This is a genomic window from Sunxiuqinia indica (assembly GCF_009847015.1).
GTDB lineage: Bacteria > Bacteroidota > Bacteroidia > Bacteroidales > Prolixibacteraceae > Sunxiuqinia > Sunxiuqinia indica.
Genome location: NZ_WVEM01000012.1, coordinates 86,937 through 113,735 on the forward strand (window position 1 = coordinate 86,937; position 26,799 = coordinate 113,735).

Consider the following 26,799-nt stretch of genomic DNA (forward strand, 5'->3'; position numbering starts at 1 on the left):
TTTTTATTTTACGGGTTCTACTAAATTTTCAAGCACATGATTACCTCGCTCTTCATCGGTATCAAAATTTGTTTTTAAAAAATTGGGGAAGAAAAAGAGCCTCAAAACAAAAAACATGATGAACAGCTTAACCATAATTACGATCCAGACCTGCTTTCCCCAGGTGCTCATCGACCGAAAACCATCGTAATAAAGATGCCATGCCCTGGAAAGGAATTTACTTTTCATTTTTGGTTTATTTTTTTGTTTACCAGAAAAAAACGGATGGAAAATTAATCAAACACCAAACAAGTTCCTAGTCAAATTGTTGAGCTCATTTTACAAATGATTAAAACGCATTAACCGATACTTTTATCGTTAATTATATAATCACATTATAATCAAAAGCTTTCAACTAATCGCTTAGCTAAAACACATGATAAAAAAATAAAGAGCATACTCCCGCAATCCGATACAGAAAAATTCGCATCTTCGATTTGAGACTTGTTAAGCTGATCATTAAAAACATTTTTACAACCTTTGAAGTCGCACGATGTTTTAAACACAAAAACAAATCAACCAATACAACAGACTTGAAAAACGAACACCAAATATGTATTCATTGTGGCGAAGATTGCGGCCCGGCACCAATCATTTGGAATGATCAGCCATTTTGCTGTAATGGTTGCCAAACAGTGTACGAGTTGCTCAATGAGAAAAAACTCACGCAATATTATTCCATCCAATCTTCGCCAGGCGTAAAGCTTGAAAACGAGCACATCCAGAGCGAAGAGAAATTTGCTTATTTGGATCTGGAGGAGATCAAAAACAAACTGCTGGATTTCTCCGATTCGGGGATCTCAAAAATTCGCTTTTTTATCCCTGCAATTCATTGTGCTTCCTGCATTTGGCTTTTGGAAAACCTTCACACACTTCACAATGGAGTTATCCAATCTTCGGTTAATTTTCCAAAAAAAGAAGTCAGCATTACTTTTCATGAAGAAAAAATCAGTCTTCGGCAACTTGTAGAATTGCTTGCCTCCATTCATTATGTGCCAGAAATAAGCGGACAAAACCTGGACAAAAATCCCAACCGAAAAGCAAGTAACAGCTTATTAATTAAAATAGGAATAGCCGGTTTTAGTTTTTTGAATGCCATGCTATATCATTTCCCACAATACTTGCCGGGAAGTGAAAACCTTGAATCAGGATTCAGGTTGGTATTTGGTTGGCTAAGTTTTGTTTTAAGCTTGCCAGTTTTATTTTATTGTGCCAACGACTATTTTTTGTCAGCATACAAGAGCTTGAAAAAGAAAATTATCAGCATTGATTTACCCATCGCGCTGGGGCTTATTACACTGTTTGTTCAGAGTTCATTCGAATTAATCAGCGATCAGGGAATTGGCTATTTTGATTCGCTAACCGGCCTGGTGTTTTTCTTGTTAGTTGGCAAATGGTACCAAAGCATCACCTACGAAGCACTGACTTTTGAACGCACTTACAAATCGTATTTCCCGGTTGCAGTCACCAAAATCACAGATAACAAAAACACAACAATCCCCTTAGATGAACTGAAAGTCGGCGATCGCATTTTGGTGCGTAATCAAGAGCTCATTCCGGCTGATGCGACCATCGCCAAAGGAAACGCCAGTATCGACTATAGTTTTGTTACCGGAGAATCAATCCCGGTAAGTAAAAACACGGGGGATTTTGTTTTCGCAGGAGGCCGACAAATGGGAAGTGCTATTGAACTGTTGATTCAAAAAGAAGTGGAACAAAGTTACCTGACCCAACTGTGGAACCAGGATCAGAAAACGGATCATGAGTCAAAATCAATGTCGAGTGTTATCAATAAGGTTAGCCAGTATTTCACAATTGTAATCATTTCCATTGCCCTGGGAGCCGCCATTTATTGGAATTTTGCAGATCCAAGCAAAGCGCTTTTTGCATTCACCTCCGTTTTAATTATTGCTTGCCCGTGTGCGCTGGCTCTGACCATTCCGTTTACTTTTGGCAGCACCATGCGACAGTTTGGGCGCAAGGGTTTTTACCTTAAAAATTCGGACGTTATTGAACGGCTTTATAAAATAAAAACGGTTGTGTTTGATAAAACCGGAACGATAACACATTCGCAATCAACAAAGGTTGATTTTAAAGGTGAAAAACTAACCGAAGAACAATTACAATTGATCAAGTCTTTGGTTTTTCATTCGACACACCCACTGAGCAAAACAATTAGCAACTCCATAAAAACAGTTCATCAATTTGAAGTTGTTAATTTTAAAGAGATTCCCTCGCTTGGAATAACAGGAATGGTTAACAACCAGCAAATCAATATCGGTTCGAAATATTTTGTTACCGGCGACCAATCGGGAACCAAAGAATTGAAAACCCAGGTGTGGATTTCGATCAACAAAAAAACGGTGGGGCACTATCAGTTTGAGAATAATTACCGCGAAGGATTGGCTGAAACGATCTCTCAACTAAAAACACGTTTTGATCTCCATTTAATTAGTGGCGACAACGAATCAGAACGAGAAAATCTTCTCCCGCTGTTTCACGATCATGCTAAACTCAACTTCAACCAATCGCCCACCGACAAGTTGGAATATGTCAGAAACCTCCAAAAAAACGGTGAAGCTGTTCTGATGATTGGTGACGGACTAAATGATGCCGGAGCATTAAGCGAAAGCAAAGTTGGAGTTGTTATTGCCGACAATATTTACAATTTTACGCCTGCTTGCGATGCTATTTTGAAAGCCGATCAATTTGCATCGCTACAGCGTTTTATACAATTTTCGAAAACCAGTATGAAAATTGTTTGGTATTCATTTTTAATTTCATTTTTGTACAATCTGGTGGGAATCTCATTTGCAGTGCAAGGAAGTTTATCTCCGATTATCGCTGCAATCCTGATGCCATTAAGCTCTGTTACCGTAGTTGCGTTTGCAAGCTTTTCGGTAAACCTAAGTTCAAAAAATAAACTACGTCGAGTTTATCGTTTAAAACTCTTCAAAAAAATTGCTTAATTTCGACAACAAAGTTTAACAAATCTTGTTGATTGAAGTTGATTTGTGAATAAATGTTGTGACCCGCAATATACAAGCAAGTTGAAGCAAAAAACTGAATCTTAAACTAAAAGAGAAAAATATGTCCGTTGTATTTGTATTGATTATTATTGGAATATTAGTGGCATCCGTTTTTCTTGTTGCGTTTATCTGGGCCGTTCGCAGCGGTCAATTTGATGATTCTTACACCCCATCTGTCCGCATTTTATTCGATGATCCGGTTTCTTCGAAAGAAAACCAAGGTGACTTGCAAAAAGACAAGCCACAGGAAAAGCAATCTATTAAATCATAGCTATATGGAATTACAGAAGTTCACCTACGACAACAGGATTACACGGGATTTTACTGTGGCAACGATTGTGTGGGGAGTTGTAGGAATGTTGGTCGGCTTATTGGTAGCCTTACAAATTTTTATTCCTGAAATGAATTTCAGTCTGGAATACACCACCTTTGGAAGAACCAGACCCGTACACACCAACGCGGTTATTTTTGCCTTTGTTGGAAATGCCATCTTCACGGCCGTTTACTATTCGATGCCACGCTTGCTAAAAACAAGCATGTACAGCAAACTGTTGGGTAAGATTCATTTTTGGGGTTGGCAGTTAATTATTGTTGCAGCCGCTGTTACTTTACTTGCTGGTTACACCTCCGGAAAAGAATACGCAGAACTGGAATGGCCCCTTGACATTGCCATTACCCTGATTTGGGTGATTTTCGGAATCAACATATTTGGCACCATTTTACAACGCCGGGTGAGCCACATCTACGTAGCGATCTGGTTCTACATTGCCACCTGGGTAACCGTTGCCGTACTTCACATTGTCAACTCCATCGAAATTCCATATAGCTTAATGAAAAGTTATCCGGTGTATGCTGGTATCCAAGATGCCCTTGTACAATGGTGGTATGGGCACAATGCCGTTGCCTTCTTTCTCACTACTCCCTTCCTTGGGCTGATGTATTATTTTGTTCCGAAGGCAGCCAACCGGCCCATCTACTCTTACAAATTATCGATTGTCCACTTTTGGTCGTTGATTTTCATATACATCTGGGCCGGACCGCACCACTTGCTATACAGCTCGCTACCCGACTGGCTACAGGCACTGGGAACCACCTTCTCCATCATGCTAATTGCTCCCAGCTGGGGTGGGATGATTAACGGCTTATTAACCCTGCGTGGAGCTTGGGACAAAGTGCGAAGAGACCCGGTTTTGAAGATGTTTGTGGTTGGAATTACGGCCTACGGTATGGCTACTTTTGAGGGGCCCATGCTTTCACTCAAAACCGTAAATGCCATCAGCCATTTCACCGACTGGACCGTTGGACACGTACACATTGGTGCTTTGGGATGGAATGGCATGCTTACCTTTGGAATGCTCTATTGGCTGGTGCCGCGAATTTACAATACCAAACTCTACTCGGTCAAACTGGCCAATGCACATTTCTGGATCTCCACACTGGCCATTATATTTTACGCCGTTCCCCTTTACATTGGCGGAATTACGCAGGCGCTGATGTGGAAAGAATTCACCCCGGAAGGTTATCTGGCTTACCCCAACTTCCTGGAAACAGTAACCCAGCTCATTCCGATGTATGCTACCCGTGCATTTGGAGGCTTTCTGTATGTAGTCGGTATGTTCATGCTGGTGTTCAACGTTGTTAAAACAGCAAAACAAGGAAAACTCGTGGCCGTGGAAGAGGTGGAAGCTCCTGCATTACACGCTCAATCCGCTGTGAAAACGAAGTCGGAAAGCTGGCACGGATTTTTGGAACGCAAACCCATCCGCTTCCTGATTTTTGCGACGATTGCTATTTTAATTGGTGGAATCTTTGAAATCATCCCGACTTACCTGATCAACTCGAACGTACCTATTATTTCGAGTGTACAACCCTACACCCCGCTTGAGTTACAGGGTCGTGATATTTATGTTCGCGAAGGATGCTACAATTGTCACTCACAAATGATCCGGCCATTCCGGTCCGAAACGGAACGCTACGGCGAGTATTCGAAAGCAGGTGAATTTATTTACGATCATCCATTCCAGTTTGGCTCCAAACGAACAGGTCCGGATTTGGCCCGGGAAGGAGTAAAAACCGGACGGCTATATAAACCCAACGCCTGGCATTACAATCACTTCATAGATCCACAAAAGATGAACGAAGGCTCCATCATGCCTAAGTATCCGTGGCTGGCCGAAAAAGACATCAACCTGAAGTCGACCGCGCCAAAGATCAGAGCCATGAAAAAACTGGGAGTCCCCTACCCCGACAACTATGAACACAAAGCCAACGATGATCTGCTGAAGCAAGCCGAAGAGATTGCCCAAAACCTGCGTGAATCCGGAATTGAGACCGAAAGCACCAAGGAAATTATTGCACTCATTGCCTACATGCAGCGCTTGGGAACAGATATTATGAAACCACAAGTTGAAGAAGAGGAGGAATAAGCATGATCAAAGAACATTTGCAAAGTATCATTGGAGTGGAATTGTATGCCATTGTCGGCTTTTTGATCTTTTTTGTTTTTTTTATTCTGGTCACCGTACACACCATCCGAATGGATAAAAGCCGGGTGAGAAGACTGAGTGAAATTCCGCTGGAAGATGAATTTAGAACAAACCAGGAGTAGCCTAAAATAGAAATCCTATGAGCACAAAAGAAGAAAAGAAACACGAACAACATCAAGCTAAACCCGAAATAGATGAGTTGACTAATGACCAGTTACTCGAAGGACACGAATTTGATGGAATCCGCGAATTGGACAACCAGCTTCCACCCTGGCTGAAATACTTGTTTTATGCCAGCATTGTTTTTGCAGCTTCCTACCTCACCCTGGTTTTCGTTTTTGAAGATGACCGGGTGATTCAGGCCAAAGAATACCAAAAAGAAATGGCAGCCTATACGGAGGAGGAAGAAGCAGCGGAGGAAGAAGAACAAGCAGCTCCGGTTGCCCGAACGCAGGAAGAAATTATGGCCAGCGGAGAAGAGACCTTCTCAAAAATCTGTTCGGTATGTCACGGTAAATTCGGCGAAGGCCTGGTTGGCCCGAATTTCACCGATGAATACTGGATTCATGGCGGTTCGCGGGAAGATATGCACGAAGTAATTGTTAACGGAGTGATTGAAAAAGGGATGATCTCCTACAAAAATCTGCTCTCCGAAAGACAAATTCAGGATGTCATCACTTATATCAAAAGTTTACAGGGAACCAATCCTCCAAACCAAAAAGAACCTCAGGGTGAAAAATATGATCCGGAGTCTGAAGAAGAAACGCCAAGTTAACCGACTTTCATAAAGGCAAACTATGGACAACACAGCAAAAAACACCGCCAATCAAAAAGCTAGCTTTCGCGATCACATGGCTACCGTTGACAACGAAGGACAACGAGTCTGGCTTTTTCCTAAGATGCCAAAAGGCAAGTTGTACAATTACCGGCGGGTTGTCGCTTACGGATTGCTGCTGTTTTTCTATCTGGCTCCACACCTTAAAATGGGTGGTGAGCCGCTTCTTTTTTTGAATTTTGTCGGGCGAAAATTTGTCTTCTTTGGAAATACGTTCTATCCGCAGGATCTTCACCTATTGATTTTCCCGCTCATTGCGCTCTTTGTTTTTATCATCTTGTTTACCGTTGTTTACGGGCGCATTTTTTGCGGGTGGACCTGCCCGCAAACGGTGTTTATGGAATTCTTGTATCGCCCCATTGAGTATCTGATTGATGGCGACCGTCGCAAACAACAGGTACTGGCACAGCAGGAAATGGATCTGGAAAAGTTTTTTAAACGGTTCATCAAACACTCACTTTTTCTGACAATTTCTTTTTGGACAATCCTTACGTTTTGGTCTTATCTCATTGGCTTTTCCGAAGTGCAGGTTTTTCTGTCCAATTGGCCAACCTCCAATTTTTCTGCCCTGCTCGTCGTACTGGCTTTTACCGGCATGCACTATTTTGTGTTTGGTTGGTTTCGTGAGCAGGTTTGCACACTGGTTTGCCCCTACGGAAGACTGCAGGGCGTAATGCTCGACAACGATTCCATCGTAGTTGCCTATGACTATGTGCGAGGCGAACCACGCGGCCGGGGCCGAAACGAAGAAAAAGGTGACTGCATTGACTGCAAACGCTGCGTGGACGTTTGTCCTACCGGAATCGACATCCGGAACGGCACGCAAATGGAATGCATAAACTGTACGGCCTGCATCGATGCCTGTAACGCGGTGATGTATACCGTAAACAAGCCCAAAGGCCTGATCCGTTATGCTTCTGAAAACTCCATTCTGAAAGGGAAAAAACAACTTTTAAATGCGAGGGCAATTGCTTATTCTGTAGTTTTGATATTGCTGGTGGGTATCGCCAGCTATTCGTTCATCAACCGTAGCGACATTGAAACCACGCTCATTCGCGCTCAAGGAAGTATGTTTCAGGAGTATGGTGCCGATTCATACAGCAATTTGTATAATCTGCAAATGGTAAATAAAACCAATGAGCCGTTGGATGCAGAACTAAAATTACTGGAGCCCGAAGGACAAATCATGATGATGGGTGACGAGCTCAACCTGGAAGCAGGAAAAATTGCCAAACGCAATTTGCTAATCATCTTAAGAAAAGATCAACTAACAAAATCCAATACCCATCTGCGTATTGGAGTATTCGAAAACGGCGAATTGGTAGACGAAATCAGTTCGAGCTTTGTTGGCCCGAACTCGCTGGACTATTAGCACACAAAAAGCTGTTAACTTTTTTCGATATGGATAAAAGTTAACAAAGTACTCACACGATAAAAAGTACAACGATGAAATTAAAAATAAACTGGGGAACAGGCATTGTCATTGCACTGCTGATCATGATCTCAGGAATGCTTTTTCTGGTATCCATCGCACTAAGGCAAGATTTCTATTTGGTTGAAAAAGACTATTACCAGAAATCGGTGAATTACCAAAGTCAAATTGACAAAATAAACAACGTTACCAAATTGGCTGTACCGGTCAAGCTCACTCAATCTGACAAAGCAATCCAAATTAATTTTCCCGAACTATTCAAAAAAGAACAACTGAAAGGAACCATCCACATCTACAGCCCGGTGAGTGAAAAAAATGACATGAAACTGCCGATCTTGCTAAATGCAGCCTTGAGCCAATCAATCTCAGTAAAAAATCTGCCCAAAGGACGCTACACGGTTAAGCTGGACTGGACTTCGAATGAGAAACCCTATTATCAGGAACTTGAAATGCAACTACCATGATCTTTGATTTCATTGCACCGTTAACGATCGGACTAGTCGGAAGTTTTCACTGCATCGGCATGTGTGGGCCCATAGCAGTAGCCCTGCCCTTGAAAAGCCACAGTGCGGGAGCAAAAATAGCCGGAGGTTTGCTCTATAACATTGGCCGTACGCTAACCTACGCCGTACTCGGTTTGCTTTTTGGTTTGCTTGGCGCAGGAATTCATCTGGCAGGTTTTCAGCAATGGACCTCCATACTACTTGGAGTGAGCATGATTCTGACGGTGCTTTTCCCTTACTTTTTCAAACAGCGAATAAGCCTCGGTGCTTTATTTACAGGCTATGCGGGACGGTTAATTTCACGCTTGCGCAAGCTGTTCTCCAACCATTCGTACCAATCACTGTTCACCATTGGCTTGCTCAACGGACTGTTGCCTTGTGGACTCGTTTATGTGGCCGTTGCAGGAGCTATCAATACCAACCATGTTCTTTCCGGAGCTCTGTTCATGATTCTATTTGGCTTAGGAACCATTCCCATGATGTTAATGATTTCACTAACCGGCAATATGATAAGCTCGAGCTTACGTACGGGCATGCGTCGGGTTGTTCCTTATTTTGTTGTTTTGCTGGGCATCCTTTTTATCCTGCGTGGCTTGTCGCTCGGAATCCCGTATATCAGTCCAAAAGCAGAAAAACTAGCTCCGGTAGAACGAACCATGGAAGAAAGTTGTTGTCACTAAATCAGATAAAAGATGTTTATTTCCGAAATCAAGATTGAACAGAAACCCAATAAATACGCTATATTCAGCACTATAAAGCACGTGTACATCAGTGCCAAAAAAAAAATATCGCTTTTATGCTATTTTTTATAAACATTCGATGGTGGTTCTGGGTTTCTTATGATGAAAAAGTGAATCTATATCTTGTTTGCAAAAGAAATCAAGAATCACAAGTTCAAAACATATGAGACTAGCGCCCAAACTATTAGTATTTTTATTTATTTTACTGTTCCAGCTCAGTTCATTTGGACAAAAAACAATTTTCAACGACGAATCATCAAAAGATCCTGAAATTGGCGTTGTTGAGCATCTGGACGAATACTTGCCAGATGGGATCTATATAACTGGAATCGACTCTCAACGGGTTCTGTTGACAGATTTAATTGATAAACCCACTATACTCAATTTCGTTTATTACCGCTGCCCCGGAATTTGTAGCCCTTTAATGGAAGGCTTAGCTGAAGTAATGGATCGATCGGACTTAAAACCCAATGAAGACTATCAGGTTCTTACTATAAGTTTTGATCCTACAGAAACACTTGATTTGGCGCAGCGCAAAAAAACGAACTACCTCAATTTGGTTAACAAGAAAGAGTCCATTGCCAAAGGTTGGCATTTTTATATATCAGACAGTGCTAGTATCGCCAAAGCAACAAATGCAGTCGGTTTTAAATACAAAAGAGTGGGCAACGATTTTACGCATGCAGCATCTGTCATGGTAATTAGTCCCGACGGAAAAATTACCCGCTATTTAAATGGAATCTATTTTCTTCCTTTTGAATTTAAAATGGCTGTTATCGAAGCAAACAAAGGACAGTCAGGTCCTACAATTAATAAGATATTACAGTTTTGCTATTCATATGATCCCGAAGGGCAAACCTATGTTTTAAATGTCACGAAAGTTGCAGGGTCAATCATTTTATTTTTTGCATTGTTTATTTTCCTGTATTTAGTATTTAAACCTAAACGAAAAAAAGTTTAACAAACGAACATTTATATGCAAACAAGTTCTAAAATCCCCACTGATGTAAGTTATTTGGAATACAAAGGCAAGCATAAAGGGCTTAAGGCGTGGATTTTTTCTACCGACCACAAGCGTATTGGGCTGCTCTACCTGTATTCTATGATGACCTTGTTTTTAGTTGGAGTTGTGTTGGGATTAGCCATGAAGTTTGAGCTGATTGCTCCAGGCAAAACCATCATGGAAGCCAAAGACTACAACGCTGTCTTTACGGTTCACGGTGTTATCATGATTTTTATGATTGTGATTCCGGGACTACCGGCAGTATTTGGTAACTTCATGCTTCCCATTATGATTGGAGCCAAAGATGTGGCTTTCCCTAAATTGAATCTATTGTCGTGGTGGGTTTATATTGCCGGAGCTTTTCTGGTCATTACCTCCGTCTTGTTTGGTGACGGATCGCCTGACACCGGCTGGACCTTTTACGCTCCCTACAGTTTTAAAACCGGGGCCAACATGCTCCCCGCTATATTTGGAGCCTTTGTGCTGGGTTTTTCATCGATATTGACTGGGCTGAATTTCATCGTTACCATGCATCGCATGCGCGCCCCCGGTATGACATGGACCAAGATGCCACTGTTCCCCTGGTCACTTTATGGAACGGCCTGGATTCAATTGTTGGCAACCCCCATTGTAGGAATTACCCTGGTATTGGTTGCCCTCGAACGTATTTTTGGCATCGGTGTTTTTGATCCCGCCTTGGGAGGAGACCCAATCTTGTATCAGCACTTGTTTTGGATCTATTCGCATCCAGCAGTTTATGTAATGATTTTACCCGCCATGGGTGCTATTTCTGAAATTATTCCAACTTTCTCTCAGAAACATATATTCGGTTATAAAGTCCTCGTCGTTTCTACTCTTGCCATCGCATTTGTCGGTTATTTTGTTTGGGGACACCACATGTTTACATCGGGGATGAGCGGAACGGCACAATATACGTTCTCCATTTTAACCTTTCTGGTAGCTATTCCAAGTGCCATTAAAGTATTCAACTGGATTTCGACCATGTACAAAGGATCCATCAATGTGCAGACCCCGTTTTACTGGGCCGCATCATTCATCTTTGTTTTCCTGATCGGCGGATTGTCCGGGCTGGTTGTTGGTGCATTGGCTACCAACGTTTATCTGCACGATACTGCATTTGTAGTTGGGCACTTCCACTTCATCGTGTTTGGAGGGGTTGGATTCTCCTTCTTTGCAGCGATCCACTACTGGTTTCCAAAAATGTTTGGCCGCATGTATGATACAACCTGGGCTAATATTGGATGGCTAATTTTCACCATCGGTTTTCTCGCCTTATATTCGCCCATGTTCTATTTGGGTATGCAAGGTATGCCACGCCGCTATTACGATTATATGGAAGAATTTCATGCCGCCAATATTCTATCAACATTGGGCTCGTGGGTCATGACTCTGGGATTGATTATTGTGATCATTAACTTATTCCGGTCAGCCAAAAACGGACCTATTGCAGAGGCAAACCCGTGGAATGGAAAAACACTGGAATGGACTGTCCCTTCCCCACCACCTCTTGAAAATTTTGATGAAATTCCTGAATATAAAGAACACGACGGACCATACGAATATCAATAAACGCTATACCTATGTCACAAGTTATTCACCATGATGAGCACTATGACCCGGAAGGATCCAAAATCGGAATGTGGCTCTTCATTTTTACTGAATTGCTTCTTTTTGGAGGACTTTTCATTGTCTATTCGGTTTACCGGTACATGAATCCTGATGCATTTCACCTGGCTGCCGAAGAGCTAAACACAACTGTTGGTGCTTTAAATACCGTTATTCTGCTGATCAGTAGTATGACCATTGCCATGTCAACAACGGCTCTTCAGAAAAAGCAAAAAGCAACCACCATTGTATTGTTGGAAATTACCTTCATGTTGGCGTTAATTTTCCTGGTAAACAAATACTTTGAGTGGGGTGTGAAATTTGATCATGGTATTTTCCCGGGATCGGAATTTATGAAGGCGGAGATGAGCCAAGGTGAAGTATTATTCTTTGGATTGTATTTCGTCATGACCGGACTGCATGCCCTGCACATTATAGCTGGATTGGTCATTATGGGATTTGCCCTGGCGAGGGTGCAAAAAGGCACGGTACACGCCGATCGCCCATCGCTATTGGAAAATGCCGGATTGTACTGGCATCTGGTCGACTTAATTTGGATTTTCCTTTTCCCATTATTTTACTTAATCACCTAACAACTGAATCATGGAGAATGAAAAACATCATATTGTTCCGTACAGAATTTATGCGATTATTTTGCTGCTCTTGCTGTTATTGACCTTTCTGTCAATAGCGATAACAAATATCGAACTAGGAGCATTCACTGTTGCCGGAGCACTATTGCTTGCCTCAATCAAGTCGAGTTTGGTGCTGGTCTATTTCATGCACCTGAAATTTGACAAAGCCTACATCCAAATAATGGTTGGATTGGTTATTTTGTTATTTATTGCTGTCGTTCTAGTTACGTTTTTTGACTACTATTTCAGATAAGAAACTATGTATATTTTAGCATCACCACAAGCCTCTAATTTTGTTGCCGACGTTGATCGGGCATTCATTTTCATCCTTGCTGTAAGCTTTTTCTTTTTGATAGGCCTCACAGCAGTCATGATCTATTTTATATTCAAATACAATAGAAAACGACATCCAAAGGCTGTCCAAATTAAAGGAAGCAACTGGTTGGAATTCACCTGGACCATCATTCCCACCATTTTGGTGCTCATCATGTTTTACTACGGATGGGCAGGATGGAAACCTATGAAAACGGCTCCGGATGATAGTTTTGAAATTACCGTAGTTGGCCGCATGTGGAACTTTACGTTCGAATATGACAACGGCAGACGAACTGACACCTTGTTTGTTCCAAAAGACCAGCCCGTTAAGTTAAACCTTCGATCGATGGACGTTATCCACTCGGTTTACATTCCAGCATTTAGGGTGAAAGAAGACGTGGTGCCAGGAAGCGAAAAATTCATGTGGTTTACACCAACCAACGAAGGCATTTATGAACTCTTTTGTACGGAGTACTGTGGACTGCAGCACTCCTACATGTATAATTGGGTGAAAGTAATGCCTCAGGAAGATTTTAATAAATGGTATACTGACACGACCCAACAGGTAGCCAGCGCTGAAGTTACCTCGCCTGCAGCTGCAGGAAAACGAATTATGACCAACATCGGATGTTTTGCTTGTCACTCAATCGATGGATCAAAAATTATTGGTCCATCCTTTAAAGGAATCTATGGCCACGAAGTGACAGTAAAAACAGACGGCAGCGAGCGCACCGTGACCGTTGATGATGAATACATCAAACGATCGATTTATGAGCCGGGTGCTGATGTTGTTGATGGTTTTAACCAGGGATTGATGCAAAGTTACAGAGGCCAGTTGAGTGACGACGACATTGCCAAAATCACTGAATATCTGAAAACTCTTCAATAGTATGAGGCGTCAAACCATTGGCTCCTATTTTCAAATTATTCTACAGCTGGGCAAAGCTCGGATTTCCTTGCCCGTTGCTTTATCATCCCTCACCGGTTACGCCCTTCAAATGGGAACCGTTGGCCTTGAAGGGCTTTACTTGGGCATTGGTGTATTTTTAATTTCATGTAGCTCTGGAGCAATCAATCACTTGCAAGAGCACAAGATTGATAAGAAAATGCCACGCACACAAAACAGGCCAATTCCTTCAGGAAAAATTTCGCCTTTACTCGCCTCGTTAGTCGTCTTACTTTATTTTGTATCCGGTGCAGCAATTTTAATCATTCATTTTCCGCCAGCAGCACTCATCGCAAGCACAGTCACACTCATTTCGTACAACGGCTTTTACACTCCACTAAAAAAATACACCGCTTTTGCTGTTGTGCCGGGCTCACTGGTCGGTGCCTTACCTCCATATATTGGCTGGCTGGCTACCGGGGGCGATCTGTTTAGCCCAATTATCTTCTGGGTAGCTGTTTTCTTTTTTATCGGCCAAATCCCTCATTTCTGGTTGCTGCTGCTCATGTTTGGAAAAGAATACAAACTGGTCGGATATCCTAGTTTGACAGATATATTTAGCGAAAACCAGATCAAACGCCTAAGCTACACCTGGATTTTATCGACCATTGCAGCCGCATTAATCATCGCCTTCAAAATCATGATCAGCAAAGTTGTAATCATCATTTTATTGACGTACATCTTCTATGTGCTGATTTCCACCAGTTCACAGCTTCTTTTAAAACACAACCTTCAGGTACGAGGCACGTTCTTCAAACTGAATTTTCTATATCTTTTTATGATGATTGCTATAATCGTCGACAGCATTCTTTTTCGTTAATGAACAAACAAAAAATCCAGACGTTACATCAACATATTTGGATTTATTAATACTCTAATCATGCAGAAAAAATCAATACTGTTTCTAACTGAACTGAAAAAGCGCATGAAAATAAGCTTGCTTTTTGTCGCGCTTAGTCTTTTTTCCATAGCCTGTAATCAAAAAAAATCAACAACAGCCGACAAGGAAAATGTTGAAGAGATTGAGCTGGTTTATCATGTTGAAGGAATGACGTGCGACCACTGCGAAAAATCGATTCAAAAAGGGGTGAATGAGCTGAATGGGATCTCGTTGGTTGAAGCCAACCACGAAGACTCAACAGCACATGTTGTTTACAATCCGGCTGAAACTGATGCCAAAGAGATAATTGCAGCAATTGAAAAAAGAGGTTATCACGTAGTTGAATAAATGCTTATGAAAAAAAAGATCAGCGTAATTGGGGCTACCGGAAAGCTGGCGATCCCAGTTATCAATCGCTTACTTGAAAATGGGATAGCTGTAACAGCTATTGTTCGCGATCTTAAAAAAGCACAGCAGGTTCTTTCTCCTGATGTTGAGTTACTTGTTGCTGATTTGAAAGATATTGATTCGTTAAACAGTGCTTTACAGGGTACCGAAACGCTTTACCTGAATTTATCAACACACCCATCGTCGGACGGCTTTCAAGCTGAGATTGATGGTGTCAAAAACCTGTTGAGTGCAGCGTCGGGAACACCACTAAAGCATATCATTAAAATTTCAGCTATCGGCGCTCTTCATCCTGAGTTTAACCTAAAGGGTGAAAAATTTCAACCCAACGAAATAAGAATAAAAAGTCATCAATTAATTAAGAAATCCGGAATCAATTACACGATATTGCATCCGACCTGGTTTGCAAATGCTCTGCCTTGGTTTGTAAACGATGGTAATTTTATTGTGTATGGCAAAGATGAGTTTCCGCTTTATTGGACTAACACTACTGATTTCGCAGATCTGATTGCAAATGCAATTGACAATAAGTCATCGTTTAATCAGGAGTTTCCAGTGCAGGGAAAAAATGCAATGACTTTTACAGAACTCGGAGAAAAGTATAACGAACTTGTTAATCCGACATTAAGGATTAAGCGAGCACCTATTAATGAAGACGCTGGAAAATTTAAGGCTTTAATGGGATATTACGAGAACTTCAAAGAGCGATTTGTGGCTGAAAAAACCTGGCATATTCTAGGCGAACCTCAATCGGGGATTGACCAATTTTTACGTAAAGAACTATGAACTATGCCCCTGAGCTAGTCGTAAATCGATATTAATAAGATCATATTTGAAAGCTGGCTTTTTAGCAAATAAGCAATTTCTTACTAATAAAAATTTGACAGCAATGACAAGCACACCTGTTTTAACATAACGAAGAGCTTATACTAAATATGGTTGGTATATCTCTTACTTATACCTTTTTATAGAATATAATATGCCTATTAATGAGATTCAACCTACAATGTCCGCAGCATAAAAATCTATTCCAATAAAAAACTCCTTCCCCACTACTTATTTACACAATAAATTATTTAACGAGGGAAATTGACCGAAAAATTATACGAATGACCTACCAAAATAAAACAGATAATTTTATATATTAGAGATTGATTAAGGCGACTCTTAACATTTTAAAATTAACGTCAACCATAGTTATTTACAATAAAATATGAAGCAATCTGTAACAAACGGTTCGTTTTCTGTCTTGATACCTGATGGTGAATGTTCTTATGCTACCTCTGTGGTAAGATGCTTAGCTGATGAAAAGAACATTCAAACATTTGTTTTTTCTAACCACAAGAATGCACCTATTCGTTTTTCACGCTACACATCGCAGTTTATACATTACTTGAGTGGGGAAAGTAAAGAGGAAAAACTAACTGCAATTATAGATGCAATAAAAAAGACAGACGCTGATGTCTTACTGCCAGTAGATGTTGAAACCATACGTTTGATTGCCGAGTATAAAGAAAAACTCACACCCCTGATAGCTATTGCTCCCGTTCCGAAGGTTCATTCATTTGATATCGCTAACGATAAATGGTTACTCTCATTATGGCTTCAGGAAAACAATATTCCTCATCCAAATACTATTCTCTGCAACTCAACCATTAGTTTAGACGACACGATTTCTTCCCTAATATTTCCGATACTAATAAAGCCACGAAAAGGGTCAGGAGGAAAAGGGATAGAAATATTTGAAAATGCTGAAGAACTCCAAAATTGGTATAATAAATCGAATCATTCTGAGGATTTCATTATACAGTCGTATATAAAAGGCTACGACATTGATTGTAGCGTATTATGCCTTGAAGGAGAAATTCTTGCGCACACAATTCAAAAAAGCTTAAAATATGAAACTGATTCTGTTACATGGCCTTTTGGAATAGAATTTTTAGATAATGACGAAATATTCAACATTGTCAAAAAAGTTGTCCGGAACTTCAAATGGTCTGGAGTTGTTCATATTGATTTGAGGTATGATGAAGTTGAACAAAAAGCAAAATTAATTGAGATGAACCCCCGATTTTGGGCGAGTGTATCCGCTTCATTGTTTGCTGGCGTTAACTTTCCATATGTGTCTTGCCTTTCAGGTTTAAAAAGAGAGCTTCCCGTTATCAAAACGCAAAATAAACGCGTTGTAAGAACCGGACCTGCAATAAAGATGATACTAAAACGATTATTTATAAAGCGAAATGATTTATTTTTTGATAATACATTTTTAGAATTTATTATAAAGGATCCTCTGCCTAGTCTTTTTACTAAATTCTACAATACATATAATAAGTACAAGAAAAGGTTGAAAATTTAAATTGATAATTTTAAGTACTTCCACCTAATCTACCTATAGACTACTTTCCAGATAAAAACTCTCTGTATTCAATCATACAAAAAGAACGCTTTTAACATGAATTATTCCTCTTTTACAATTATTAAGAATTGGAAAGCAACCATTTGGTTAATTTGTTTGTCATTAACAACAGAAACAAATCAGGAAACAAACTTTAAAATTTCATTCGATTAATCTTTCAGAAAACAAAAAGCAGAAATGAAAACATTAAAGTGAGTTTCGTACGTACCTTTTAAAACATTAACGTATGAAAGCACCACTTATCTTATTTAACTTATTGATGATTTCAAGCCTGATGGCTACAGCAGGCAGAGCACAAACCTCCAACGTTTACGGTAAGGTGATGGACAACCAGACGCATAAACCTCTTTACGGGGTCAATGTTTGTCTTGAAGAAAATCAACTCGGTATTGGCACCATAACCAACGAAGATGGAGAATTCCGCCTCTGGAACCTTCCGGGTGATAGCATTAATGTTCTCATCCGCTGTGACGGCTACCAACCATATGTACTAAAGATTACGCCATTGTTGAGTGCTTCGCACGAACTAAAAGAAATCTATCTGAAACCCGAAAAAATCAAGGATCGAAAGCAAACCAGTTTTCTATTTTTGACGAAGAAAGACGATAAGTAAGCTTCCGGAATTATTGAGACTTTAGTGTTAGACAACTGCATTAAAATCAAGATAGCACGGGGTTTCCAAAAAGTCTCGCTAGTCAGGAATTTCTTCAGGAAGTGCTTCCCTGACGCTCATCACTACACCTGAAAAAATTAAATCTTTACCAGCCATCGGATGATTAAAATCCATGGTTACCTGATCATTTTTCCGGCCAACGATTTTGCCTAAAAGCTGATTTCCCTGGTTGTCGGCCATTGGAAAAACATGGCCAACCTGAACCACTTCATCATCAACTCGCCCATCTTCTTCAGCAAATGTGGTCACCGGTAAATCGATGATTGCTTTGGGATCAATTGGGCCGTAGGCTTCGTCTTGTGTTGCCTGAAAATAAAAATTCTCCCCGGCTGACAAGCCTTGTAGATTTTGTTCGAACACTTCCAACAACAGTTGATATCCGAACAAAAATTCCTGCGCTTCATCTGCAGAAACCTGCTGAAGTATTTTTTTATCTGCCGCATCAGCAACCGTATACTGAACGGTAGCAATCGTATTTATTTTGATTTTCAAAAGACAACAATTTTTAGATTCCATTTACCGGTTTCATATCAATACTCTCCGGATAATAAAAGATTCATAAACTCCCTCGAATCTCTAATCAATACTTTTTTATCTCGATGCTAGGGTAATAGGGTATTCGAAAACCACAGATTAACTGAAGTACTATTTTTTTGCTAAACTTCGTACATAGTGAACAATTTTCCATCTGTTTTCGGGAGTGATTTGTCCGCCGTGAGGTCCCATTAAGCCTGAGAAAGAACCGACTGTGATCACATGAAAAATTTCACCATCCGGCTTGGCCTTCAAATAATCGTCAATCAGTGAACGAGGCTTGGCCGGAAACATTCTGCTCGTAAACAGATGCCCGTTTCCATCGCCAATCTCTCCATGACAACTAATACAGAAAATCTCATATTGGCGCTTTCCTTCATCCAATACCTCAGGTGTAGCACTTAATGGATTCTCAAGTTGCTGACCTGCTTTCACTTGCTCTTGCATTGACTTCCCCTCAAACGGATATGGTTTAAACCCTCGCGGAATAGTCCCTTCTGCAGGCAAACGCATCGTCTTCCCATCTTCAAAGACTGGATTTTCCGAATAGGTTTTGTAAGCGGGAGAATAAGCCATATCAGGAAAATATGTCCGCCCCGGCTGGTTCTTATCACGAGTGCATGCCGCAGTTAAAGCCACGACAAAAAGCAACAGATATAGGTTCACAGATTTTCTCATAATCAGTATTGCGTATGGTATTCAAGACTTTCTTTATAAAATGGATGATTCTTGGGTATTAGCGGAGCTTTGGCCAATGAACGGAAAACAAAAAATAAGAACAGGCCGACAAAACCAATGGTAATTCCGACTTCAGGAATTCCAATTCCGGACGCTTCGCCACCAACAGCCCCTGGCATAATTAATTGGTAGAGATCGAGCCAGTGGCCAATAAAAACGATCACCGAAACAGGCAGCAGGATTAAAGAACCGCGTTTTGAATTCCGAGTCATCAAAGCAAAAAATGGAATCACGAAATTCAAAATCAAATTGACATAAAATATAGTGCTGAAATTTTTGTGGCGTTCATAAAAATAAACTGTTTCCTCGGGAATATTGGCATACCAGATCAACATGTACTGCGAAAACCACAAGTAGGCCCAAAAAACACTGAATCCAAAGAGATATTTTCCCAGATCATGAATATGTTCGTTGTTGACGTGCCCCATATAGCCCATGCGTTTCAAAGCAATCAAAAGAATAATCAACACCGCGGTTCCGCTAGCCAACATGCTTGAAAAAACATACCAGCCGTATAGCGTACTAAACCAATGCGCGTCAATCGACATCAGCCAGTCCCACGACGAGGTAACACTAGTAACCGCCAAAGTCACTACAAAAACGGCTGAAAAAATCCGAAACTTCCGGTAATATTTTAAATCGCCTGACTTATCGAGCAGAAGCGAATATTTACGTATAAAATGAGCCAGAATAACCCATACGCCGAAGTAAACCGCAAATCGAATATAAAAGAAAGGCGCATTTAAATAAGCTACTTTCTTCAGTAGAATTTCATCCAGATGGTCTTCATGCGTCCACTCATAAAGCAAGTGCAATCCGCCAAAAACAAAAAGCAGCAACATTAAAATACCAGCTACCGGAATAAAGGAGCCCATACTCTCTCCAATCCGCTGAATGCTTGTGTGCCAACCTGATTCAGCAATGGTGTGAACGGTAACCAAGAATAGCCCGATTAGTCCCAAGGCAAGAAAATAGTAGGTATTCAACAACAGGTTTGCGGCAATACGCTCTGCTCCTGTGCCAATTAAAAAGCTGACTGCCAGCGAAAGAACACCAATTCCGATCATTCCGTAAATCAGGGTTGAAAGCTTCTTTGTTAATATGAATTTTTGATTCTCCATGACCATGTTATACTTTTAAAGTGATTCCTTCAGCACCAGCTTCAGCAAGTGCTAATTCGATTTCTTTGATATTCTCTTCGCCCTCGCCATCACCCACTTTCACAACAACCAAAAACCGATCGTCTGTGATACGTTCGTCATGAATAACAGCTTTAGCAGCCGGCCCCAATTTATTGCTCACAAAAAAGGCAATCACCATAGCAAATGCAGCAAAAAGAACAGTTAACTCGAAAGCGACTGGCATAAAAGAAGGCACGGCAAAAAACGGCTTTCCTCCAATATTAATTGGATAATCAACCGTGAAAACCCAAGCCTGAAAACCAAACCCAAGAGTAGCCCCAACAACTCCAGCAATAAAAGCGACCCGCGTCAACCTCGAACGCCTCATGTTTAAAGCCTTATCAACACCATGAACAGGGAAAGGTGTTAATACATCCATAATCTCTAGACCTTTAGCTTTCAGCTGGCCTAAGCCCTTCAGTAAATCTTCTTCATCCAGATAGTAAGCTGTAATGTATCTATTCATGATCGGTTATTTTTTTTTGTTCACCTGAAGATTTTAAAACGCCTTTTACCTCTGCCACAGCAATTACCGGAAATACCCGGATGAACAGCAAAAACAAAGTGAAAAATAACCCCAATGTTCCAACATATAAGCCAACCTCAACCACGGTAGGTTTATACATCGTCCAACTTGAGGGTAAAAAATCGCGGTGTAATGAAGTGACCACAATGACGAAACGTTCGAACCACATACCAATATTTACAAAAATGGATATGATGAAAGTTAACAGCACACTTCTACGAATCTTTCGAAACCAAAAAAGCTGAGGTGTAATTACATTACAGGTCATCATGATCCAATAGGCCCACGCATAAGGTCCGAAAGCACGGTTAAAAAACGCATATGTTTCAAACTCTACTCCCGAATACCAGGCCATGAAAAACTCAGTCAAATAGGCTATACCCACAATTGAACCGGTCAGAATGATTACTTTATTCATCGACTCTATATGATTCAGCGTTATATAGTCTTCAAGGTTTAGTGCCTTTCGAGTTACGATCATCAGGGTGAGCACCATCGCAAAACCAGAGAAAATTGCTCCCGACACAAAGTAAGGAGGAAAGATGGTCGTGTGCCATCCCGGAATGACCGAGGTAGCAAAGTCGAAACTTACAATGGTGTGAACTGATAACACCAGCGGAGCAGCTAAACCTGCCAATATCAAACTAACGGTTTCGTGACGTGACCAATGCCGGGCTGATCCGGTCCATCCAAAACTCAGAAACCCATAAATCGCTTTTCTGATTTTTGTTTTAGCCCGGTCGCGTACGGTACCCAAATCGGGAATCAAACCAACATACCAAAATATCAGGGAAACCGCGAAATAGGTTGAAATGGCAAAAACGTCCCACAACAAGGGTGAGTTAAAGTTCACCCAAAGGGATCGTGTATTGGGATAGGGAAAGATGTAAAAACCGAGCAAGAGTCGTCCCATGTGAATCAAAGGGAAAAAGCCAGCACACATCACTGCAATCAGCGTCATGGCCTCGGCTGACCGATTAATACTGGTGCGCCACTTCTGCCTGAAAAGCAGAAGAATAGCAGAAATAAACGTACCGGCATGGCCAATACCGACCCACCATACAAAGTTGGTGATTCCCCATCCCCATCCAATGGTTTTATTGAGCCCCCATTCTCCAATCCCGTAAAACACGGTTCGGAAGGTAGCCCAACCACCAAATAGGAGGGCAATGCCTGCCAAGGTAATTCCGGCATACCAATACTTGGAGGGTTTACCTGCCATGGGTGACAAAACATCATCTGTCACTTGTTTGTAGTTCTTATTCCCCCGAATTAACGGTTCTCTGAGCGGAGATGTATACATTCCTAATTCGTTTTAAGTTAAATGGTTTTATTTTTAACCTTGGTCAGGTAGCCGACCGATGGCAGCGTATGCAATTCTTCCAGCAGGTGGTAGTTACGCTCATCGGCAAAGAACTTTGAAATACGGCTTTCCTCGTTATTCAAATCACCAAAAACAATGGCATCGGCCGGACACGACTGCGCACAAGCAGGGACTACTTCGCCATCCTGCAATTGTCTGTTTTCATTCTTGGCGACCAGTTTTTTCTCTTGAATACGCTGAATACAGAAAGAGCATTTTTCAATTACACCTTTGGCACGAACTGTCACATCCGGATTCAACACCAAACGTCTCAAGTCGGTCGTCATCTCTGCCGGATCTTTTCTGTTGCCCGGCATGGAGTCGGCTCCTGTATAATCGAAGAAGTTAAATCGTCGAACCTTGTATGGACAGTTGTTATTGCAATAGCGGGTACCTATACAACGGTTATAGGCCATCTGGTTAATTCCTTCATTGCTGTGGGTTGTGGCAGCCACCGGACAAACATTCTCGCAAGGCGCATTATCACAGTGCTGGCACATCACGGGCTGTCGGACCAGCTCCGGATTATCCGGATCTCCTTTATAATATCGGTCGATACGAATCCAATGCATCTCACGAGCCTTAATCACCTGCTCTTTTCCAACCACCGGCACATTATTTTCGGCCGAACAGGCTACGACACAAGCATTGCATCCGGTGCAGGAGTTCAAATCGATCGCCATTCCCCAGTGAAATCCTTCAAACTTACGCTGCGCATAAAGTGACTTCATGTGCGCCTTGATTGTTTCACGCATTTCATTGCCTGAGGCTGGGTTAGCCAAATAATCTTCCAGCGTTGTTTCACGCACAAGGTTTCTCCCTTCCATGGAGTGGTGAGATTGCGTCCGGGCCAATTGGTAGGCACCGTCCAATTTCTCGATGGTCACCTGTGGTAAATGGTATTGCTTAATTCCATTGCTGGATTGAATAAGCGGGAAAGCGTTTTTTCCAACCGTACCATCGGGAATGCCCATATTGAGTCTCCCGTAGCCCAAAGCCACCGAAATCGTTTTATATTCTTGCCCCGGCTGAACAATCACCGGAATTGGACCAAAGTCATTAATTTTAACCAGCTGTTCGTCTTCAAGCTCCAATTCCTCGGCAAGCTTTGGCGAAACTGCAGCATAATTATCCCAGCAAACTTTGGTAACCGGATCAGGAAGTTCCTGCAGCCATGGGTTATTGGCTTGCTTTCCGGATCCCACACTTATGTTCGTGTAGAACGACAGTTCCAGGGAATCGTCACCAGATGTAATTTTTGCTTGAGCCAGGGCGGAATCAACAGCTCCGGCATCAAATTCAAGCATTCCATTTTCCAGCTGTCCCGACTCATAAATACCATCGTGTAACTTGCTATTCCAAAAATCATCGAACGAGGTTTCACCAGAACCTGCAAATAAGTTCTCTTCCCAGTTCTTCCGAATGTAAGTATGATAATCCACCGGATTACCAGCCCATTTCAGCAAACTTTCCTGTGCTGCCCGAGTTTTAAAAATTGGTCGAATAGTTGGTTGCGCGAGTGAATAAATGCCCGTTTTCACTTCAGCATCATTCCACGCTTCCAGGTAGTGGTGATCCGGACAAACGTAATGCACATGCTCCGAAGTTTCTTCACCCAAAATGGGCATCGCAATTTTCAGATCAATATTTTTCAGCGCACTAACAAACCGGTCTGCTTCAGGATAATCGAAAGCAGGATTGACATCATAAAGAATCAGTCCTTCAACTTGTCCGCTTTCCATTTCGCCAACCAGTCGATCCATGTCTTCATCCATGCCCTGACGCAGTTTCAAATGAATATCAGTTTGGATTGTTGATCCATAATTCTGTAACAGATGATTGATAGCATTTACCAGTAATTGGTTTTCCACATCATTGCTTCCGCTAACGACCAATGACTTTCCCTTTTTGGATGACAACTCACCGGCAATCTTTTTCACATCAACCGGCGAGCTTGGAACTGATGAACCAGACTGTCCGTTTAGTGATAAAAGTTCCTGGTACAGATTTGCCAGAACCAATTTTTCCTGGGAAGGTCGTATTTGGTAACGCTCATCAGCATTTGATCCTGTTAGAGACATGCCGCCTTCAAAGTGAATATGACGCGACATGCTACGTTCACCATCAACCAGTTTCCTGTTTTTTGCATATTGTTTGGTGTATTCAACCGGAGAGAGCCACGTTCCAAGAAAGTCGGCATCAAAACCAACAATCAATTCGGCCTTGCTGAAATCGTAAGCTGGAATAAAACCTTTTCCGAAAGTTTTCTCATTGGCTTTCAGAATACCCGAAGCCGACAGCACATCGTACTGAATGTGTTCCGAACCGGGATGAGCATCCAGAAACTCCTGAATAGCAGCTTTGGTAGAAGGACTGATGATGGTTGAGCTTAAAATCACGACTTTGCCTTGTCTCTTTTTTACCTCATCCAGAAACAGCATGATTTTGTCATCGGCTTCGTCCCAGCTTATTTTCTTTCCTTCGTAGGTCGGATTCTTGTGCCGTTTGTTATCGTAAAGTCCCAACACCGAAGCTTGAGTTCGGGCATTGGTTCCACCCATGGTCACCGAAGACATTGTATTCCCTTCAATTTTGATCGGACGCCCGTCTCGTACCTTAACTAAAATGCTACAGTAATCAATACCATCAAAATAGGTTGATGCAAAGTAGCTGGCTTCTCCCGGGATAATCTTTTCGGGTCGAATTAAAAAAGGGATGGCTTTTTCAACAGGCTGTTTGCAGCTAACTGCAATTGCAGCAGAGGCCACCGAAAATCCAAAAAGCTTCAAAAAGTCACGTCGTGAATTTCCAGTTGACTTCGCCTCTTGTTTCATCTGAAGAATGGACTTTCGATCTCCGGCATCAGGCTCGCTTGATGCCTGCCGAGCGTCATAAATTAAATCATCCAAACTTTTATAATATTGTTCCTTCATTCCAAATAGGTTTGTTGTTTATTAATAATGACACTTCATACAATCGGTTCCACCAACCATTTCGACGGTAACCTTATCAATTTCACCTTTTTTGATTTGCTCATGAAACTCATCGTATGATTCATAGAAATTATTATCGACAAATTGAACTTCTTTTGTTCGGTGACATTCAAGACACCAGCCCATGCTCAAGTCTTCCACTTGTCTGACCACATCCATCTCGGCTATTTCCCCATGGCACTCAACACAATCCAGCTTTCCTGCATTTACGTGCTGTGCGTGGCTAAAAAAGACATGATCAGGTAAATTATGAATTCGCACCCATTCAACCGGAACACCATTCTCTGTGGCATCAATAACTTTAGCAATTTCAAACTTTCCAGAGCGGGTTCCTTCCCGAACAAGCGAATGGCAATTTAAACACAGATCGGTCGGAGGTATTCCGGCAGACTTGCTTTGTTCAACGGTAAAGTGGCAGTATTTACAATCAATCTTATTTTGTCCGGCATGGACTTTATGTGAAAACTTAATGGGTTGTTCGGGTTCGTAATTCTGCGATCGTCCTAAACTCACTCCCTCCTCATAAAGCATCTTAACCTGGTATCCAAAAACTCCCAGGAATATAATTAGCGGGACAGCCTTATATTTTATTTTTCTGAAAAAGATCATTTCCAACAACGCCCACGTAACAATCAGTCCGAGGAAAAGAAAGAGCAGCAGTCGATCAATTGTTGGTTTTACAGGAGCAGGACCACGCATCGACAAGTCGTCCAAATAAGCTTTTACCGTTTTTAAATCTGCGTCTTCAAAATTATAATCTTTATGAACTTCGGCCATCTTACCTCCTGAGGGTTCCATGACGACAGCCTTAAATTCAGCAAAACTCTTCTCAATATACTTATTGGCAATATCCTTTGCAGAAGGATTCCAGTTAAGCGTATCTGAGCGTGTAATATTGTGACATGACACACAGGATGTTTGCTCATTGTTGTGTGGCAATAATCCTCTAAAAAAACGTTCACCGCGCTTAATATCGTTTCGGTAATGGCCAAATTTATCCTCTTCGACAGGCTTGCTCTTCGCTGATGCCGTTTCATTCGAAACCGTATCTGGCTTTGCAGCTGATCCTGTGCTATCAACCTGAGTTTCTGCGCCAGTTTCATCGACTGCCTTTGCAACAACAGAATCCGATTGGGTTGATGCGGTATCGGTTGGTGAGGACAATTTCACAGCAGCTGTATTTGCTGAGTCTTGTTCACTTTGTTGCACTTGTGGTTCAGCAGAAGCCGCTGCCGAAAAAACAAAAATTGACATGAGGAAAACGAACAGAAAACCCTTTGGGGAAAACCCGGATTTCCGTAAAACAGGGAACTTAAGTTTCATTCTATAAGCTTTAGTAAGTTTTTTTTCAAACCTAGGATTTTGCGACTCATCAAGAATTAACAAATTTTTTACTTTATGGTTTTCCATTCAAGCTAAAAAGTTAGTCAAAAAAAAACGTTCGAAGTCAATAACCAGCCAACGAAAGCCAAAACAATCATTAAACAACTGACATTTA

General features: G+C 41.5%; 26 protein-coding genes. 18 read left to right on the plus strand and 8 right to left on the minus strand.

What is annotated here, in order from left to right; translation table 11 throughout:
- Positions 1-3: 3 nt before the first annotated feature.
- Positions 4-228 (minus strand): DUF4492 domain-containing protein, encoded by a 225-nt coding sequence (locus tag GR929_RS16720; protein WP_159521882.1) that lies wholly within the window; start codon positions 226-228, stop codon positions 4-6.
- A 344-nt stretch (positions 229-572) separates the two neighbouring features.
- Between GR929_RS16720 and GR929_RS16725 the strand changes: the two genes are divergently transcribed.
- The 18 genes from GR929_RS16725 to GR929_RS16810 all read left to right on the plus strand — a co-directional run bounded on the left by GR929_RS16725 (position 573) and on the right by GR929_RS16810 (position 17,906).
- Positions 573-3,008 carry a heavy metal translocating P-type ATPase gene (locus GR929_RS16725; protein WP_159521899.1) on the plus strand — a complete coding sequence of 812 codons (2,436 nt, stop codon included), beginning with the start codon at positions 573-575 and terminating at the stop codon, positions 3,006-3,008.
- A 121-nt stretch (positions 3,009-3,129) separates the two neighbouring features.
- Positions 3,130-3,339: a cbb3-type cytochrome oxidase assembly protein CcoS gene (gene ccoS / locus GR929_RS16730; RefSeq protein ID WP_159521901.1), complete on the plus strand. Its 210-nt coding sequence runs from the start codon at positions 3,130-3,132 to the stop codon at positions 3,337-3,339.
- A gap of 4 nt (positions 3,340-3,343) precedes the next feature.
- On the plus strand, positions 3,344-5,494 hold the full coding sequence (gene ccoN, locus GR929_RS16735; RefSeq protein ID WP_159521903.1) for a cytochrome-c oxidase, cbb3-type subunit I: 2,151 nt from the start codon (positions 3,344-3,346) through the stop codon (positions 5,492-5,494).
- 2 nt (positions 5,495-5,496) lie between these two features.
- Entirely contained in the window at positions 5,497-5,676 is a 180-nt protein-coding gene (locus GR929_RS16740) for a CcoQ/FixQ family Cbb3-type cytochrome c oxidase assembly chaperone (protein WP_159521905.1), read from the plus strand.
- A 17-nt stretch (positions 5,677-5,693) separates the two neighbouring features.
- Positions 5,694-6,329: a cbb3-type cytochrome c oxidase N-terminal domain-containing protein gene (locus GR929_RS16745; RefSeq protein WP_159521907.1), complete on the plus strand. Its 636-nt coding sequence runs from the start codon at positions 5,694-5,696 to the stop codon at positions 6,327-6,329.
- Positions 6,330-6,351: 22 nt separating this feature from the next.
- Positions 6,352-7,761, plus strand: coding sequence for a cytochrome c oxidase accessory protein CcoG (ccoG, locus tag GR929_RS16750; RefSeq protein ID WP_159521909.1), 1,410 nt, complete (start codon positions 6,352-6,354; stop codon positions 7,759-7,761).
- A 74-nt stretch (positions 7,762-7,835) separates the two neighbouring features.
- The gene (locus GR929_RS16755) at positions 7,836-8,285 is read left to right on the plus strand and encodes a FixH family protein (protein ID WP_159521911.1); all 450 of its coding nucleotides are present in this window, start codon (positions 7,836-7,838) and stop codon (positions 8,283-8,285) included.
- The gene (locus GR929_RS16760; protein ID WP_159521913.1) at positions 8,282-9,004 is read left to right on the plus strand and encodes a sulfite exporter TauE/SafE family protein; all 723 of its coding nucleotides are present in this window, start codon (positions 8,282-8,284) and stop codon (positions 9,002-9,004) included. The genes GR929_RS16755 and GR929_RS16760 overlap by 4 nt, the downstream gene beginning before the upstream one ends.
- A 223-nt stretch (positions 9,005-9,227) precedes the next feature.
- Positions 9,228-10,025 carry an SCO family protein gene (locus GR929_RS16765; protein WP_159521915.1) on the plus strand — a complete coding sequence of 266 codons (798 nt, stop codon included), beginning with the start codon at positions 9,228-9,230 and terminating at the stop codon, positions 10,023-10,025.
- Positions 10,026-10,040: 15 nt separating this feature from the next.
- Positions 10,041-11,657 (plus strand): cytochrome c oxidase subunit I, encoded by a 1,617-nt coding sequence (locus tag GR929_RS16770; protein WP_159521917.1) that lies wholly within the window; start codon positions 10,041-10,043, stop codon positions 11,655-11,657.
- Positions 11,658-11,668: 11 nt separating this feature from the next.
- Positions 11,669-12,286: a cytochrome c oxidase subunit 3 family protein gene (locus GR929_RS16775; protein ID WP_159521919.1), complete on the plus strand. Its 618-nt coding sequence runs from the start codon at positions 11,669-11,671 to the stop codon at positions 12,284-12,286.
- Positions 12,287-12,296: 10 nt separating this feature from the next.
- On the plus strand, positions 12,297-12,581 hold the full coding sequence (locus tag GR929_RS16780; protein WP_159521921.1) for a cytochrome C oxidase subunit IV family protein: 285 nt from the start codon (positions 12,297-12,299) through the stop codon (positions 12,579-12,581).
- A 6-nt stretch (positions 12,582-12,587) separates the two neighbouring features.
- Complete coding sequence (coxB, locus tag GR929_RS16785; RefSeq protein ID WP_159521923.1) at positions 12,588-13,532, plus strand: cytochrome c oxidase subunit II; 945 nt, start codon at positions 12,588-12,590, stop codon at positions 13,530-13,532.
- Between the two features lies 1 nt (position 13,533).
- Positions 13,534-14,409 carry a protoheme IX farnesyltransferase gene (locus tag GR929_RS16790; RefSeq protein WP_159521925.1) on the plus strand — a complete coding sequence of 292 codons (876 nt, stop codon included), beginning with the start codon at positions 13,534-13,536 and terminating at the stop codon, positions 14,407-14,409.
- A 60-nt stretch (positions 14,410-14,469) separates the two neighbouring features.
- Positions 14,470-14,817 (plus strand): heavy-metal-associated domain-containing protein, encoded by a 348-nt coding sequence (locus tag GR929_RS16795; protein WP_159521927.1) that lies wholly within the window; start codon positions 14,470-14,472, stop codon positions 14,815-14,817.
- Positions 14,818-14,823: 6 nt separating this feature from the next.
- A complete protein-coding gene (locus GR929_RS16800) occupies positions 14,824-15,663 on the plus strand; it encodes an SDR family oxidoreductase (RefSeq protein WP_159521929.1) in 840 nt (279 codons plus the stop codon).
- Between the two features lie 427 nt (positions 15,664-16,090).
- Complete coding sequence (locus tag GR929_RS16805; RefSeq protein ID WP_159521931.1) at positions 16,091-17,233, plus strand: carboxylate--amine ligase; 1,143 nt, start codon at positions 16,091-16,093, stop codon at positions 17,231-17,233.
- Between the two features lie 286 nt (positions 17,234-17,519).
- The gene (locus tag GR929_RS16810) at positions 17,520-17,906 is read left to right on the plus strand and encodes a carboxypeptidase-like regulatory domain-containing protein (RefSeq protein WP_159521933.1); all 387 of its coding nucleotides are present in this window, start codon (positions 17,520-17,522) and stop codon (positions 17,904-17,906) included.
- 78 nt (positions 17,907-17,984) lie between these two features.
- On the opposite strand, the gene GR929_RS16815 is transcribed toward GR929_RS16810, so the two are convergent.
- The 7 genes from GR929_RS16815 to GR929_RS16845 form a co-directional block, all read right to left on the minus strand.
- Entirely contained in the window at positions 17,985-18,458 is a 474-nt protein-coding gene (locus GR929_RS16815; protein ID WP_159521935.1) for an FKBP-type peptidyl-prolyl cis-trans isomerase, read from the minus strand.
- A 153-nt stretch (positions 18,459-18,611) separates the two neighbouring features.
- Positions 18,612-19,178 (minus strand): c-type cytochrome, encoded by a 567-nt coding sequence (locus GR929_RS16820; RefSeq protein ID WP_159521937.1) that lies wholly within the window; start codon positions 19,176-19,178, stop codon positions 18,612-18,614.
- Positions 19,179-19,180: 2 nt separating this feature from the next.
- Positions 19,181-20,359: a quinol:cytochrome C oxidoreductase gene (locus GR929_RS16825; RefSeq protein WP_159521939.1), complete on the minus strand. Its 1,179-nt coding sequence runs from the start codon at positions 20,357-20,359 to the stop codon at positions 19,181-19,183.
- Between the two features lie 7 nt (positions 20,360-20,366).
- Positions 20,367-20,885: a DUF3341 domain-containing protein gene (locus tag GR929_RS16830; protein WP_159521941.1), complete on the minus strand. Its 519-nt coding sequence runs from the start codon at positions 20,883-20,885 to the stop codon at positions 20,367-20,369.
- Complete coding sequence (gene nrfD / locus GR929_RS16835; protein ID WP_159521943.1) at positions 20,878-22,248, minus strand: NrfD/PsrC family molybdoenzyme membrane anchor subunit; 1,371 nt, start codon at positions 22,246-22,248, stop codon at positions 20,878-20,880. The genes GR929_RS16830 and nrfD overlap by 8 nt, the downstream gene beginning before the upstream one ends.
- 17 nt (positions 22,249-22,265) lie before the next feature.
- The gene (locus GR929_RS16840; protein WP_159521945.1) at positions 22,266-25,241 is read right to left on the minus strand and encodes a 4Fe-4S dicluster domain-containing protein; all 2,976 of its coding nucleotides are present in this window, start codon (positions 25,239-25,241) and stop codon (positions 22,266-22,268) included.
- Between the two features lie 21 nt (positions 25,242-25,262).
- Complete coding sequence (locus GR929_RS16845) at positions 25,263-26,624, minus strand: cytochrome c3 family protein (RefSeq protein WP_159521947.1); 1,362 nt, start codon at positions 26,622-26,624, stop codon at positions 25,263-25,265.
- Positions 26,625-26,799: the final 175 nt, after the last annotated feature.